The sequence below is a fragment of the Candidatus Thermoplasmatota archaeon genome, from assembly GCA_029907305.1.
GTDB lineage: Archaea > Thermoplasmatota > E2 > DHVEG-1 > DHVEG-1 > JARYMC01.
The window spans coordinates 15,090-29,944 of sequence record JARYMC010000007.1; the positions used below are offsets into that span (position 1 = coordinate 15,090).

A 14,855-nucleotide genomic window follows, 5' to 3' on the forward strand; every position below is an offset into this window, starting at 1 on the left:
TATAAGAAGATAAAAATATGAATAATGTAAAATACGTCTTTGTAGGAGTTATATCAGTAATATTATTGACGTCTATTATAGTAATAGTACTTGAAAAACCGTCAGCAATGTACAGTATTTCAGAAAAAATCGAACAATCCCTTGGCAATATTACTTCCTCTTCAACATCTTATGATTGGCCTATGTATCAACATGATGCATCGCATACTGGAACTTCAATGTCGTCATTTCCAGATTCACTAAATCAAATCTGGAATAGATCTTATAGCAATATCATTTGGGCTGTTGTAAGGCATTTTTCTTCTCCAATAGTTGCAAATGATAAAGTATTTATTTATGGTCATTTCGATAGCGATCCTTATGGAAAATCTGTTTTTCGTACCTATGAGGGGGCGATGATTACCGCCTTTGATGAGAACAATGGTAGTCAAATTTGGCGGCGGGAATTAATACATTTGCCTTTACTCAGCAGAAGGATCTCTTTCTCTGGTCTTAACAGCCCTGCTTATAGTAATGGTAAGTTGTTTGTCAGCATGGGGTTAGGTACTTACATTTCACGCCAACGCGAATTTTTTTTACGCCGTTGTTGGAGTAAACTTTTTGCATTAGATGAAAATACAGGGCATACTATTTGGGAAAAAACCTTTTTAGGGAGTTCATTTCATTGTTCTGTAATTGTAGCAGAGGGCAAGGTAATTGCTGGAGGGCATCTAACGTTTCAGATACCATTGAGTATGATATATGTTTATGATGAAAACAATGGAGAATTGATTTGGAGAAAGAGTATGTTGGGTTTTCTGGAGAGTACACCTGTGGTATCAGATAACAAAGTTTTTGTAGTTACTGGGTTTCACTCAGGAATGTTTTCTCTCCTTGAAAGATTTTATCTTAAGTTATTTAAGAAATCAAGGGTTTATGCCTTTGATATAAATAATGGAAAAAGATTATGGATGAAACCTGTTGAAGGTTATGTATTATTTTCTTCTCCTGCAGCAGGAGATGGAAAGCTGTTTATACCATCTAACATTATTGTCAATAAATATAGGTATGACCGTAGGATTTATGCTTTGGACCAAGAGACTGGTGAGGAAATCTGGTATCATACCATAGAACAAAAATATGTTGCTAATTGGCTTACTAGTATTTCCACGCCTTCGCTTGCTTATGGTAAGTTATTTGTGGTTGATGCAGATGGCTGGCTTTACGCGTTGGATGAGGACAATGGAAATATAGTTTGGGAAAGGGAGATTATAGAAGATTACTCTGATTGTCTTCTATTTGCACATCCAGTTATATCACCGGTTGTGGTAGATAGTAAGGTTATTGCTCATGCGCAGAGAGCACCCTTTACGATTTATACTTGTATTTTTAATGAGAGTAATGGAAAGCTTATCTGGCGTATGAGAACATCTCATGATTCATCCGCTACTGGTCCATTTGCTGTAGCTGATGGAAAATTATTTGTCAACTCTGATTTTGATGTCATCTATGTGTATGGATAAAAATCTATGGTATAATTTTTTAAGACAGTAGTTCTAATCTCTTCAAATTTCTTCTATTACCTCCCTTATTCTTGTCCTTGTAGTTTGATTAATATTTATACAGGTTAAGTGGATTCGAACATTTGTAGTTAAAATTAACTCATCGATTGATTTTAACAAAATAATAGGTTTTTAAATCAAGTTTTATGGATTAATTTTAACCTTTATTTAGGTACATGCTATAAAACAAAAACCTTATTCATGATAAAACGGATACCAGGTTGATACTTATGGGCAGAAGACAAACAATGATGGAGAAATACAAACAGCAGATGAAGGCTTATCGTAAGAAAAGGATGAAATCTGAGACAACACCTTTTCTACCTGTTGGCGGAGAAGTCTATGTTATGGATTCTCTTGACCCAACAAAAAAAATAAAGGCTCAAGTTCTGAAAACCCGTACAAAGCAACACAGAGAAATAATTGAAAACCTAGCATGCCCGATATGCGCAAACCCGATGGCGTGGGATAAGTCCTGGGAGGCTTTCGTCTGCGTTAAACACGGCAAAAAAGCCATCTATGAGATAGTTGAATAAAAAATTTTGATTAGGATATTATATAAGTATAAGATGTTGTATTATTGGTTGGTGAAATAAGATATGGTTGAAGAGAAGATAGGTGTGGTTGAGCATTTCTTTACAAACATTGGCGTAGCAGCTATAAAAATAACAGATGGTAATCTTAAAATAGGTGACACCATTCACATTGTCGGAGCGCATACCGATCTTAAACAAAAAATTCAGAGTATGCAAATAAATAAAAACCCTGTTCAATCTGTAAAAACAGGTGACTCTGTTGGCATAAAACTAAACGACAGAGTTAGAGAACACGATGTCGTGTATAAAGTAGCAGAAGGAGAATAGAGACATGAAAGAGTTGGCAGAAGTTAGAGAATTAAAGGTAAACAGATACATAATAATTGATGATGAACCATGCAAAATAATGAGTATTTCCACGTCTAAACCCGGGAAACATGGAGAAGCAAAAGCAAGGATCGAAGCAATAGGTATTTTTGATGAACAAAAAAGAAGCATTGTTCACCCAGTGAAACACAAGGTGCAGGTTCCAATGATAGATAAGAGAACCGCTCAGGTGCTTGCAATTATGGGCGACCAGGTTCAACTTATGGACATGGAGACCTATCAGACTTTTGAGATGCCTATACCAGAGGAACTAAAAGGGCAACTAGAACCAGGTAAGGAAATCCAGTACTTAGAGGCACTAGGTAAAAAGAAGATAACAAGAACCTAACTTCTAGCCATCACTTTACATGAATTAAATGAAGTAACGATGACATATGGTTTTTCCAAATTATTTCGCTGACGCTGAATCAAGTTTCAACGATGCAGATTTTGTGATATTTGGAGTACCCTATGATAAGACTTCTTCTTTTAGACATGGTGCAGACCAGGCACCCATGGAGATAAGACAGGCTGGCTGGAATTTTGAGACATACAACCTAAAAACAGGTGTAGACCTAAGAGATATAAAATTCCATGATTACGGCGACCTTGATGTGAGAAACGATAAACCCGAATTTATGATCAAAAAAGTCAAAGATTTTACTTCTAACCTTTTGAAAAAAAACAAGTTCCCAATAGCAATAGGTGGTGAACATTCGATAACACCAGGCATAGTACAGGCTTTTCCAAAAAACGTAGCTGTTTTATCACTTGATGCACATATTGATTTTAGACAACAATATGAAAACGAACCCTATAATCATGCTTGTGTTATAAGACGTATAGCTGACCACATAAACATAGAAAACATCGCAGTTCTAGGAATTAGATCAGTTGAAAAAGAAGAATTCGAGGAAGCAAAAAACAGAAAACTTTTTTACATAGACTCATTTTTTATAAAAGAAAACGGGATCAAAAAAGCTATAACTGATACAAAAAAACATCTAAAAAACAAAAAAATCTATCTTACACTTGACATCGATGTTTTAGACCCAGCATATGCCCCTGGGACTAGCACACCTGAGCCCTTTGGGATCACACCCCATGATGTTATCGAATGCATAAACAGTTTTTCACCACAGCTTATCGGTTTTGATATCGTAGAAGTATGCCCACCATTTGACAAAGGTGAAACTGCTCTGCTTGCTGCTAAACTTATTCGACATGTTATAGATAGAACATGGACGAACCACAAGGCTTAAATTAATATACAATAACTCCATTCGAGTTAGCCATGCAAAAAGAAAAAATAGCTATTATAGGCTTAGTTATTATTGTAGTGTGTGCAATATCAGCATTTTTGATATTAGCATACGGCGAAGACATCATGAACAATTTATTTGGAAGTAAAAAACAAGAAGTTTTAGCAAAAGATGATTCTCTATCAGTATATCAAGACTCGACTAATATCATTAACATTATTCTCCACAATGATAGATATTCAAATATCACCTCATATCAGAAACAAGTTCAGATATTATTGCAGGCATCCAATGGAATAGTTAATATTACCGCTGATAATCAAATTTTATATACACCTAATACTAATTTTTCAGGAAACGATTCATTTGTTTATGAAATAACTGATGAAAACGGACAAAAATCTCAGGCTACCGTAACTCTTCAAGTGAATTTACCTGGAACAATAGCGTTAGGAGACTGCGTTGACATAAATTATATTGGTAGATATGCTTCAAATGGTACTATTTTTGATTCATCCTATAAAAATACCATAAATAAAACCAGTGGAGTGCCTTTGCAGATATATGTTACGCTGAATAAAACTGCTTATCCACCAGAAGGATATGAATATTACTCACAAGGTTATATAGAAGGTTTGATAGAAGGACTTGTTGGTTTAAAACAAGGTGAAACAAAAAACCTAACTATTCCACCAGAAAAGGCATATGGCGTAGAAAAAAAAGTTAGTGTAGGTGATATTTTTAGTACAACTCATTTAACTGAAAGTTTATTTAATCATACTCTGAACCAAACATTAGAAGTCATTGACTTAAATGATGAGAACATAACATTAAAATGGTTAAATGTACAAAACCTTGGAAACTTCACCATACCAGAATATATTTTAGTTGAGGATCTTGAACAGGCATACTATACTGGCATGATATATGATAATCTACCCCCATATTATATCTGGGAAAACTCCTCGATGGTTATCAATGTAACTGATACTAGCGTCCTGATAAAAACAACACCAACAAAAACCCAGAATCTCACTAACCAAGTTACACCATTTGTTGTCAACATAGATCAACTAGGTTTTATTTTCCCAGATGCAACAACAGCAGAGTGGAATGAAACCAAGATAATTATCAAAAGTTCTCCGTTACCTGGATCAAAATATAAATTGGACTATATGGGGATGGTGCTAAACATAACTGTAGAAAATGTCACCGAAAATAACATCAACGTAAGTGTCGAATTCAAAGGAAAAATTGAACCTTACGAAATCAACAGAACAATAGAATTTAACCGAACGTACCTGATACGTCGGATCTATGTAATCCCAATGATGTTTGCACAGTATATAATCGAAGAAGATCTTCATAATGCTGGGCTGAGTCTAAACAAACTCTCAGGGGAAGAATTAATCTTTGAGGTAAAAGTTGAAAAAGTTTACAAATTCAACTGATTTTTTATTTCCTTTTCTAGTAAATCTAAAAACTCTTCTTCTTTTCCTTTTGGTATAGTTGCACCAGCAGCTATTTTATGACCACCACCAACACCACCGAGTTTTTCAGATGTTTTACGCAATGCATAAGATAAATCAAGGCCTTTATCAAGTAGTTCTTGTGTACCCCTCGCAGAAACCTTTACATCCCCATCTTCAGTATCTGCAAAACCAATCAGAGGCATATCACTGCTTATATCCTCTGAGTTAAGCAGCATGTTTGTGACAATACCAACAATTGTATCCCGAATACCTGTGCCTGCGTGGAAAAACTGCAAATAATCCCTCTTGACAATACCCTCTTCTTTTGCAAACTGCAAACCCTCTACAAGGTTATGTCTATGCCCCTGGAGCAGGTTTTGTGCTTTTTTGAACCATTCACCTCTATCACCTAAACATACGTTTATGCCAACCTCTGGTTTACCATAACGTGCCGTAGCATTAAGCAACGTTGCAAATTCTTTTGCATCATGAACCTCAGTACCAACCTGCTCTTTTTCCAACAGATATACCTCCCCAATCAATCTCCTAGCATTTTTATGACCAAAACCCTTATTTAAAAGCAGATCAACAAGCCCAGAAATGATCCTGCACCTCTCCTTTTTGTCTAAATCTATCCATCTCCTCCAACTGTCACCATCTTTCATTTTTATTCCTAGTTCCTGAAGAAAAGATATGCATGCCTCTTCCCTACCACTTAAACCAGGTATAATAGGATCATTAGAGTACTGTAACATTTTGTATATCGGCCGGGTCTCTCTACCAAAAAACCGGATATCTAACTTGGTTTCTAAGACACCCGCTTTTTTACCATCCTCAATAATATCACGGTTTAAACCAACAAGTTTACAGTTTTTCCTATCCTGGATGTCACCACAAGCACCCACAACAGCTAACGAAGACAAATCCATGTTTTTTTTATCAACTAACCTGCAAACAAGATAGGTAGTACCAGCACCACTTATCTGGTCAGCTCCATCTATACTAAAAAGATGAGGGTTCAGATGAAAAGAAAAACCTGTGTCTTTAGAACACACATGATGGTCTGTGACTATTTTGTTGAAATCAATAGATTTAAAATCAATATTACTACCTAAATCAGTGAACCATACAAGCTCATGGTTTTCATTTTTCAGTTTTTCCAAAACATTTTTATCAAGCTGTTTAACAAACTCAATGGAATAATCTTTATTTAATCGTTTTAACGTCTGGGATGCAATGGCACCAGCTGCTATACCATCAGCATCAATATGTGTAACAATATGGATATTTTCTGATTTCCGTATAATCTCTACTAACTCACCTGCTCTTTTAAACAAATAAGTGCACCACAAAAAAGGAATGCAGAAAGAGGTGATTAGTCTTTTGGTTAAAATTAAAAGACCAGATCTTCTATTTATTTTTGCTCAGCCATAGCCTTATACATCTTATAACGAGCAACTATGCTTTCCTCAAGTTCTTTATGTAATCTCTTTGCTTCTTCTGGGAAAGTTTTTGTAAGCGCAGCGTATCTAACCTCACCCATAAGGAAATCATGGACTTTACCATTTGGTTCCTTGGAATCAAGCTGGAACGGGTTCTTACCCTGAGCAGCTAAACGCGGGTCATATCTATACAAGGGCCAGTAACCACATTCAACAGCAAGTTTTTCCTCTTCCTGTGTTTTACCCATACCCTTTATTATACCATGGTTTATACAAGGTGCATAAGCTATAATGAGCGAAGGTCCTCTATAAGACTCTGCTTCTTGTAAAGCCTTTATGAACTGGTTCTTATTAGCACCCATAGCAACAGATGCAACATAAACGTAACCATAGCTCATAGCCATCAAACCCAGGTCTTTCTTCTTAGTTTTTTTACCTGATTCAGCGAACTTAGCAATTGAGCCCATAGGCGTAGCCTTTGATGACTGCCCACCAGTGTTAGAGTAAACCTCTGTATCAAAAACAAGTATGTTTATGTCCTCGTTCATCGCTATAACATGATCCAAACCACCATAACCTATATCATAAGCCCATCCGTCGCCACCAACAGCCCAGATTGATTTCCTCGTCAACATATCACGCATTTCCCATATCTGTTTGAGCAAAACGTCGCTATGATTCTTTTCCAGCAAAGACTTGATTCTATCACCATACTCTTTTGATTTCTCAGCATCATGCATGTTCTGCAACCAAAGAGAAAACACTTCTTTTAACTCGCCCGTGCTTTTGTCAATTGCTTGTTTAATGAGATCAGCAAGTTTCTCACGTCTCTGCATAGTGGCAAGCACCATACCAAAACCATACTCTGCGTTATCCTCAAACAAAGAATTAGCCCATGCGGGACCATGGCCTTTCTCATTCACAGTAAACGGAACAGATGGCGCTGAACCACCCCAAATACTTGAGCAACCAGTAGCATTCGCTATAATCATCCTATCACCAAACAACTGCGTAATAGTTTTCAGATACGGTGTTTCTCCGCATCCTGCGCATGCACCAGAAAACTCAAACAAAGGTTTCTGGAACTGCGAACCTTTCACAGAGAATTTATCAAAACCACCAGATCTCACAGGAATTGTTTCTACATACTGCTGCAGAGGCACCTGCTTGTCTTTCTGTGTCGCAAGTGGTTTCATAACCAACGCTTTCTCTTTCGCAGGACAGATATCAGCACAGTTCCCACAACCCATACAATCCTCTGGGTAAACCTGGATACGGAAAAACAACCCCTCAGCTTCTTTACCAACTGCTTTCTTAGCCTCAAAACCTTTCGGCGCCTTTCTTAGTTCATCTTGGGTAACAAGAACTGGTCTGATCGCTGCATGTGGGCACACCATTGCACATTGATTACACTGGATGCATTTATCCATAATCCACTCAGGAACATTAATTGCAACACCGCGTTTCTCATATTTTGTTGTACCAGGAGGGAAAATACCGCCAGGTGTAAAAACACTAACTGGGAGTTTATCCCCCTGTTGAGCTAACATAGGCCTCATAACTTTAGTCACAAACTCTGGTTCATCCCTGGCAATTTTTTTCTCAGGCTGTAGATCCTTCCATGATGACGGATACTTTATTTCCTGTAACCCTTCAAGTGCGGCATCAACAGCTTTCCAGTTCATCTCTATAACCTTCTGACCCTTTTTCTCATATGTTTTTGCTATCGCATCCTTCAGATATTTCACTGCATCATTGATTGGAATAACATTTGAGAGTTTGAAAAACACGGTTTGCATTATCATGTTTATACGCCCACCAAGGGCTAATTCCTCAGCGATTTTAACTGCATCAATGTTATAAAACCTCAGTTTTTTCTGCGCAATCGTCCTTTTCAACGAGTTCGGTAAATATTTTTCCATCTCATGAAGAGTCCAAGGTGAGTTTAAAACAAAAATACCACCCTCACGTATCCCCTCAAGAAGATCATATTTATCCACATACGATGGCTGATGACAAGCTATATAATCAGCTTTGTCAATGAGATAAGAAGAATGAATCGGTGACCGCCCAAACCTTAGATGAGACATAGTTACACCACCAGATTTCTTTGAATCATACGCGAAATAACCTTGTACATACATGTCTGTGTTATCCCCAATTATTTTTATCGCATCTTTGTTAGCACCTACAGTTCCATCCCCACCGATACCCCAGAATTTACAGCGAATCAAACCCTCAGGCGCGGTATCAATCTGTTCACCCAATGGAAGTGAACTATGTGTAACATCATCATCGATACCAACAGTAAAATGATTCTTCGGAGAAACTAGTTTTAGGTTATCAAAAACCGCCTTTGCCATAGTCGGAGTAAAATCTTTTGACCCAAGACCATACCTGCCACCAACAACCTGAATATCTATATTATGGTCATGTAACACACTACAAACATCAAGATACAAGGGTTCACCAAAAGCAGTAACCTCCTTAGTCCGATCAAGCACCGCAATTTTCTTAGTTGTTTTCGGAATAACCTTCAAAAAATGCTCCACGGAAAACGGGCGATACAAACGTACTTTTATCAAACCAACTTTCTCACCCCTCTTGTTTAAATAACCAACAGTTTCCTCAACAATCTCACAACCTGACCCCATCATAACGATAACCCTTTCTGCATCAGGTGCACCAACGTAATCAAAAAGATGATAGGCTCGGCCAGTTAGTTTCTCTACTTTTCTCATTTCCTCTTCAACAATGCCTGGTACCGCCTGGTAAAACTTGTTTGCTGCTTCATTCACCTGAAAATAAATATCAGGGTTTTGTGCTGAGCCACGTAGATGCGGATGCTCCGGGTTCAAAGCACGCTCTCTATGCTTTTTTATTGCATCCCAGTCCACGAGTTTTGCTAAATCATCATAGTCTATCATCTCGATTTTTTGTATCTCATGAGAAGTACGAAATCCATCAAAAAAATGAAGGAATGGAACGCTTGCTCTTAGAGTAGATAAATGTGAAACTAAAGCTAAATCCATAACTTCTTGCACAGAGTTCGAAGATATTATTGCAAACCCAGTTGCACGAGCTGCCATAACATCTTGGTGATCACCAAAAATCGAAAGAGCCTGTCCTGCTATAGCACGACCCGAAACATGGAATACACATGGCATTAGCTCCCCAGCGATCTTATACATGTTTGGAATCATAAGGAGTAAACCCTGGGATGCGGTGAATGTTGTTGCGAATGCTCCTGCACTTAAAGCACCATGAACCGCACCAGCAGCACCCCCCTCAGATTGCATTTCAACGACTTTGAGAACTTGATCAAAAATATTTTTCCTACCATATGCGGCCCATGCATCAACCTCTTCACCCATTGGAGAAGATGGTGTAATAGGGTATATAGCAGCAACATCACTAAACGCATAAGCGATATGAGCCGCAGCAGTATTACCATCAATACTTTTCATGGCAGTCTTCTTTTTGTTTTTCGTCTCCATAACAGTTGTTTGTTGTTTGTTCATAAGAAACCACGCCCCTTTTTGTACTATCATAGTTTTAATTCAAACATCTTCTAAATAATATTAGGGTACTTAACCGGTAAGCACGTGTGATACATAAATATTTGGTTTGAAGTTTTCACAACTGTTAAATACCCATTTTATAATTCCCACAGCGGAGGAGCTACTTATGGATATAATATCTATAATAATAGTGTTAAGTGGTTTAGTTGCATTGTTATACGCTAGTTATCTTGTATATAAGATACAAAGACAGAGCTCTGGAACACCTAAGATGCAGGAAATTAGTAGTGCTATACATGAGGGTGCTACTGCCTTTTTAAATAGTGAAAATAAGGTGCTCGTTGTTTTTATTATAGCTGTTGCAGCTATTTTATTTGGAGTATCCTATGTTCCAAATAGTAATATGCATTGGGGAACAGCGCTTGCTTTTATAGTTGGTGCAATTCTCTCTATTTTATCTGGTAACATCGGTATGCGTATAGCTACATTAGCAAACGCAAAAACAGCAGAGGGAGCAAAAGATAGTGTGAACAAGGGTCTTTCTATTGCTTTTTCCAGTGGTGCAGTAATGGGTATCACTGTCGTTGGTTTAGGTGTATTAGGTGTATTTGGTATGTATACTCTATTCACCAGTATCTTTGAGTATAGTTCATTTGATGCCGCAAAGATCCTATTTGGTTTTGGTTTTGGTGCTTCATCGGTAGCATTATTTGCAAGAGTTGGTGGTGGTATTTATACAAAATCTGCTGATGTTGGAGCAGATCTTGTTGGAAAAATCGAGGAAAATATTCCTGAGGATGATCCAAGAAACCCAGCGGTTATAGCTGATCTTGTTGGTGATAATGTTGGTGATGTAGCTGGTATGGGTGCTGATTTATATGAATCATATGTTGAGTCTATTATTGCTACTATGGCTTTGGCAGCTATTGCTGGTGGATTTGCGCTTACGAGATATGGTGGAAACGCTATTATGCTTCCTTTATTAATTTCAGGCATAGGTATCTTTGCGTCTATTATTGGAATGTTTTTTGTTCGTACAGGCAAAAGAGCAAATGTTTATTCCGCTATGAGAAACGGGCTTTTTGCTAGTACAATTTTAGTTGCAATATTAGGTGGTATTGCTACTTGGTTTTTACTAAAAGATAATCCATCTGGTGAGGATCCTTTAAAACCTTATTATGCGATGCTTGCGGGTTTAATTGCGGGGATAATTATTGGTTTGAGTACAGAGTATTTCACTTCTGAGAAACAGAAACCCGCCCAGGGTATAGCTAATGCAGCGAAAACAGGACCAGCTACTGTTATTATCCAAGGTATGGTTACTGGTATGATGAGTACAGTTATTCCTATTATTTCTGTTGTTGTTGCTATGATTGTTGCTTATTATTTTGCTGAGTTTTATGGTGTTGCAATCTCTGCGGTTGGTATGCTTAGTGTTCTTGGTATTTCTTTGGCTACTGATTGTTATGGGCCGGTTGCTGACAACTCAGCAGGTATAGCTGAGATGGCTGGGATGGGCAAGGATGTTCGTGAGCGTGCTGAGTCTCTTGATGCAGTTGGTAATACAACTGCTGCGATGGGCAAGGGTTTTGCTATTGGTTCAGCTGCTATTACAGCATTAGCTTTGATTGCCACTTTTATCGAGTCGCTCAGATTGTATCCTGATAAAATTTCTGACATAAACGCTATACTTACGATTAGTAACTCTAATTTGGTCGCTGGTGTTTTTATTGGTGCTATGCTTCCTTTTGTGTTTATTGCTCTTACTATGGGTGCAGTTGGTAAAGCAGCGCATAGTATGGTTGAAGAAGTACGTTACCAGTTCAAAGAGTTTAAACTTCTAAGCAACTCGAATGCTAAACCTGATTATTCGCGGTGTGTACGAATTAGTACAAAGAGGGCTTTAAAGGAGATGATTCTACCAAGTTTAATGGCAGTTATATCACCTATAGTAGTTGGTCTCGTCTTCGGTCCTGCAGGGCTCGGCGGTTTACTACTCGGCTCTATATCAACAGGTTTCTTGCTTGCTGTATTCCTTGCAAACGCTGGTGGCGCTTGGGATAACGCAAAAAAATACATTGAATCTGGTAATCTTGGTGGAAAAGGCTCCCCTGCTCATAAAGCCGCTGTTATTGGTGATACAGTGGGTGATCCTTGTAAGGATACATCTGGTCCTTCTCTGAATATACTCATAAAATTAATGTCAGTGGTATCACTTGTGTTCCTGCCTTTATTTGTTATGTTCCAGTAAACCTAAGGACTCAAAAAGCATATAAGGTATGAACATATTCAAGGAAGGAAATTTAATCTTATAGAGTTGATTAAAATATGTATGCTATAGTGAAAGTTGAGGATACAATTCGTATTCCACCTGAAAGATTTGGGGAAGACATTGATACTGTTGTAGAAGAGATTGTGCAGAAAACCTTTGAGGGTACGATGGGAAAGGATTATGGTTTGATTGTTGTAACTGATAATATTGAAACAATTGGCGAGGGTATTGTTATACACGGTGATGGAGCATTGTATCAGCGGGTAACTTTTAAGGCTCTAACTTTTAAACCAGAGCTGCAAGAGATACTTGATGGCATTGTTTGTGAGATTGTAGAGTTTGGTGCATTCTGTCACATCGGTCCTTTTGATGCCCTTATTCATATGAGCCAGATAATGAATGATTATGTCGAGGTTGATTCAGAAGGCGAGATGATTGTTGGTAAAGAGAAAAAACAGGTTCTTAAAACAGGAGATTCTGTTAGGGCTCGTGTTGTCTCAGTGAGCCTGAATGAGTTGTCTGCTAGGGAAAGCAAGATTGGTTTAACTATGAGGCAGCCTGCTTTGGGTTCGCACGAGTGGTTGAAGGCTGGTCCTGCTGAGAAAGATAAAAAGAAAAAAGAAGAGCCTAAGAAAAAAGATGAAAAGGAGAAGGGTAAAAAGTGAAGAATCTAAGCGCATGTAAAATCTGTCATCTACTCACTAACAAGGATGTTTGTCCAAATTGTTCGCTTCCAACGTCTAAGAGGTGGCAGGGTTATGTTATTATTCGTGACCCTGAGCATTCTCAGATAGCCAAGAAGATGAATATTACGAAACCTGGTAAATATGCGTTAAAGGTAAGGTAGTGATGCGTTTATTACCTGATAAATTGAGAGACAAGTTAAAGGAACCTATTGGTAGATTTTTTGTTGACGAAAAAGAGCTTATTGGTTTTTTAAAAAACGAAAAGTATATTGTTTCTGTTGGAGACCAGGTTACATACACATTGTTGAAAAATAATATATCACCTATTTTTTGTGTCGTTGATTTTAAGATAAAAAGAAATCTTTATTCTAGTGATTTTAAAAAACTGATTAAATCTTTTGGTAAAAAAATGGTTAGGGTAAAAAACCGTCAGGGAGAGATATCTGATGAGCTTTGGGAGGCTATAAAAACTGCTTATAATGTTCTGGAGGAGGGTTCTCAGCGTATAGAGGTTATTGGTGAGGAGGATATGGCTTCTTTAGCAGCTATATTTCTCGCTCCTAGGAGTGACGTAACTATAATATATGGATTGCCGGATAAGGGGGTCGTAGTTGTAAAGGCGACTGATGAAAACAAGCTTAAAGTAAAAGAAGTCCTCGATGAGATGTGATAGTTATGGAAATAGAGATTGATTCAAAGAAAAACAATGTTTTGCTTAACAGGACTGAGGTTTATTTCACTGTACGTCATGGTGAGAAAGGTACACCTGATCGTGAGCTTATAAGAAGTGAGCTTGCAAATAAACTTAATGTTAAGAAGGAGGATGTTATTGTTAATTATGTTCACTCGGGTTTTGGTACTCAAGAGAGTACTGGTTACGCCAAGGTTTATCCTAATTTAGATGCTGCAAAAGGTTTAGAGAAGAGATATGTGCTTGAGCGCAACAAACTGGTTGAAAAACGTGAAAGAAAAAAAGAGGAGAAAAAAAAGGCTGAGAAACCATCCTCCAAGGCTGAGGCTGAGAAAAAACCTGAGACATCACCAGCTAAACCACCAGCTGCGGAGGATAAAAAAGAGCCTAAGAAAGAATCTGGTGGAAAACCTGCTGAGGAGAAGAAATGATATTTATGATGAAAAGAGAGATTTTTAAGATCGAGGGTGACAAGATTATTCGTCTTCGGCGTCATTGCCCGAAATGTGGTAGCGGCGTTTTTCTCGCAGAACATAAAAACCGTCTTAGCTGTGGAACCTGTGGGTACACTGAGTATAAGAGCGGTGGAAATAAACAACCTGAGAAACCTGTTTCATCTTAAAAAAAGCCATCGCTTTCTGAGAAAAAACCTGAGAAACAGAAAACAGAAGAAAACAAACAATAAAATTGTGTTTTTGTTTAACCCTTTTTTTAATCAAATTTTTTATGAGCCTGAAGCATATTCATTGTCTTAGTGATGGGTCTGTAGTGTAGCTGGATATCACAGAGGCCTCCGGAGCCTCTAACCCGGGTTCAAATCCCGGCAGATCCGTTTTTTCTTGGTTTTGATATTTTTACAAAATGTGATTCTTTCAACAAAATTTTATATAATAGGTCTAACAAAAAGTGATATTGTGGATGGTGGGGTGATGGATGATATGTTAGAAATTAGAAAAAAAATAGTTTTTATAATAGCAACATTGCTGGCAGGTGGTACAATTTTTGTGCCAATGGCCAGTGGAGAAGACCCAATAAATCTTCCTCCAGTTGCTGACGCTGGTGGCCC

14 protein-coding genes and 1 tRNA gene are annotated in these 14,855 nt (G+C 37.8%); 13 read left to right on the forward strand and 2 right to left on the reverse strand.

The window, feature by feature from the left end; translation table 11 throughout:
* Positions 1-17: 17 nt before the first annotated feature.
* The 6 genes from QHH19_01085 to QHH19_01110 all read left to right on the forward strand — a co-directional run bounded on the left by QHH19_01085 (position 18) and on the right by QHH19_01110 (position 5,156).
* The gene (locus tag QHH19_01085) at positions 18-1,502 is read left to right on the forward strand and encodes a PQQ-binding-like beta-propeller repeat protein (GenBank protein ID MDH7516931.1); all 1,485 of its coding nucleotides are present in this window, start codon (positions 18-20) and stop codon (positions 1,500-1,502) included.
* A 269-nt stretch (positions 1,503-1,771) separates the two neighbouring features.
* A complete protein-coding gene (locus QHH19_01090; GenBank protein ID MDH7516932.1) occupies positions 1,772-2,077 on the forward strand; it encodes a hypothetical protein in 306 nt (101 codons plus the stop codon).
* A 63-nt stretch (positions 2,078-2,140) separates the two neighbouring features.
* Positions 2,141-2,404, forward strand: a complete 264-nt coding sequence (locus QHH19_01095) for an EF-Tu/IF-2/RF-3 family GTPase (GenBank protein ID MDH7516933.1) — start codon at positions 2,141-2,143, stop codon at positions 2,402-2,404.
* A 4-nt stretch (positions 2,405-2,408) separates the two neighbouring features.
* Positions 2,409-2,792, forward strand: a complete 384-nt coding sequence (locus tag QHH19_01100) for a translation initiation factor IF-5A (GenBank protein ID MDH7516934.1) — start codon at positions 2,409-2,411, stop codon at positions 2,790-2,792.
* Positions 2,793-2,838: 46 nt separating this feature from the next.
* Complete coding sequence (speB, locus tag QHH19_01105; GenBank protein ID MDH7516935.1) at positions 2,839-3,705, forward strand: agmatinase; 867 nt, start codon at positions 2,839-2,841, stop codon at positions 3,703-3,705.
* A gap of 32 nt (positions 3,706-3,737) precedes the next feature.
* Positions 3,738-5,156, forward strand: coding sequence for an Ig-like domain-containing protein (locus tag QHH19_01110; protein ID MDH7516936.1), 1,419 nt, complete (start codon positions 3,738-3,740; stop codon positions 5,154-5,156).
* On the opposite strand, the gene QHH19_01115 is transcribed toward QHH19_01110, so the two are convergent.
* Together QHH19_01115 and nifJ are read right to left on the reverse strand one after the other, a co-directional pair.
* The gene (locus QHH19_01115; protein MDH7516937.1) at positions 5,141-6,514 is read right to left on the reverse strand and encodes a DHH family phosphoesterase; all 1,374 of its coding nucleotides are present in this window, start codon (positions 6,512-6,514) and stop codon (positions 5,141-5,143) included. The two genes, QHH19_01110 and QHH19_01115, sit on opposite strands and share 16 nt — an antisense overlap.
* A gap of 77 nt (positions 6,515-6,591) precedes the next feature.
* Complete coding sequence (gene nifJ / locus QHH19_01120; protein MDH7516938.1) at positions 6,592-10,140, reverse strand: pyruvate:ferredoxin (flavodoxin) oxidoreductase; 3,549 nt, start codon at positions 10,138-10,140, stop codon at positions 6,592-6,594.
* A gap of 166 nt (positions 10,141-10,306) precedes the next feature.
* Here nifJ and QHH19_01125 point away from each other — a divergent pair, with 166 nt between their 5' ends.
* From QHH19_01125 to QHH19_01155, 7 genes are all read left to right on the forward strand, one after another.
* Positions 10,307-12,391 carry a sodium-translocating pyrophosphatase gene (locus QHH19_01125; protein ID MDH7516939.1) on the forward strand — a complete coding sequence of 695 codons (2,085 nt, stop codon included), beginning with the start codon at positions 10,307-10,309 and terminating at the stop codon, positions 12,389-12,391.
* 77 nt (positions 12,392-12,468) lie between these two features.
* On the forward strand, positions 12,469-13,077 hold the full coding sequence (locus QHH19_01130) for a DNA-directed RNA polymerase (GenBank protein MDH7516940.1): 609 nt from the start codon (positions 12,469-12,471) through the stop codon (positions 13,075-13,077).
* Entirely contained in the window at positions 13,074-13,259 is a 186-nt protein-coding gene (spt4, locus tag QHH19_01135) for a transcription elongation factor subunit Spt4 (GenBank protein MDH7516941.1), read from the forward strand. Before QHH19_01130 ends, spt4 begins: the two co-directional genes overlap by 4 nt.
* 2 nt (positions 13,260-13,261) lie before the next feature.
* Positions 13,262-13,768, forward strand: coding sequence for a DUF359 domain-containing protein (locus tag QHH19_01140; GenBank protein MDH7516942.1), 507 nt, complete (start codon positions 13,262-13,264; stop codon positions 13,766-13,768).
* 5 nt (positions 13,769-13,773) lie between these two features.
* On the forward strand, positions 13,774-14,220 hold the full coding sequence (rps24e, locus tag QHH19_01145) for a 30S ribosomal protein S24e (protein ID MDH7516943.1): 447 nt from the start codon (positions 13,774-13,776) through the stop codon (positions 14,218-14,220).
* Between the two features lie 5 nt (positions 14,221-14,225).
* Complete coding sequence (locus QHH19_01150) at positions 14,226-14,411, forward strand: 30S ribosomal protein S27ae (protein MDH7516944.1); 186 nt, start codon at positions 14,226-14,228, stop codon at positions 14,409-14,411.
* A 137-nt stretch (positions 14,412-14,548) separates the two neighbouring features.
* A tRNA-Arg gene (locus QHH19_01155) sits at positions 14,549-14,621 on the forward strand.
* Positions 14,622-14,855: the final 234 nt, after the last annotated feature.

Excerpts from the sequence above, each read along its gene's own strand:
- QHH19_01085 (MDH7516931.1), top strand. The coding sequence starts at position 18 with ATGAATAATGTAAAATACGTCTTTGTAGGAGTTATATCAGTAATATTA.
- QHH19_01090 (MDH7516932.1), top strand. The coding sequence starts at position 1,772 with ATGGGCAGAAGACAAACAATGATGGAGAAATACAAACAGCAGATGAAG.
- QHH19_01095 (MDH7516933.1), top strand. The coding sequence starts at position 2,141 with ATGGTTGAAGAGAAGATAGGTGTGGTTGAGCATTTCTTTACAAACATT.
- QHH19_01100 (MDH7516934.1), top strand. The coding sequence starts at position 2,409 with ATGAAAGAGTTGGCAGAAGTTAGAGAATTAAAGGTAAACAGATACATA.
- speB (MDH7516935.1), top strand. The coding sequence starts at position 2,839 with ATGGTTTTTCCAAATTATTTCGCTGACGCTGAATCAAGTTTCAACGAT.
- QHH19_01110 (MDH7516936.1), top strand. The coding sequence starts at position 3,738 with ATGCAAAAAGAAAAAATAGCTATTATAGGCTTAGTTATTATTGTAGTG.
- nifJ (MDH7516938.1), bottom strand. The coding sequence starts at position 10,140 with ATGAACAAACAACAAACAACTGTTATGGAGACGAAAAACAAAAAGAAG.
- QHH19_01125 (MDH7516939.1), top strand. The coding sequence starts at position 10,307 with ATGGATATAATATCTATAATAATAGTGTTAAGTGGTTTAGTTGCATTG.
- QHH19_01130 (MDH7516940.1), top strand. The coding sequence starts at position 12,469 with ATGTATGCTATAGTGAAAGTTGAGGATACAATTCGTATTCCACCTGAA.
- QHH19_01140 (MDH7516942.1), top strand. The coding sequence starts at position 13,262 with ATGCGTTTATTACCTGATAAATTGAGAGACAAGTTAAAGGAACCTATT.
- rps24e (MDH7516943.1), top strand. The coding sequence starts at position 13,774 with ATGGAAATAGAGATTGATTCAAAGAAAAACAATGTTTTGCTTAACAGG.
- QHH19_01150 (MDH7516944.1), top strand. The coding sequence starts at position 14,226 with ATGATGAAAAGAGAGATTTTTAAGATCGAGGGTGACAAGATTATTCGT.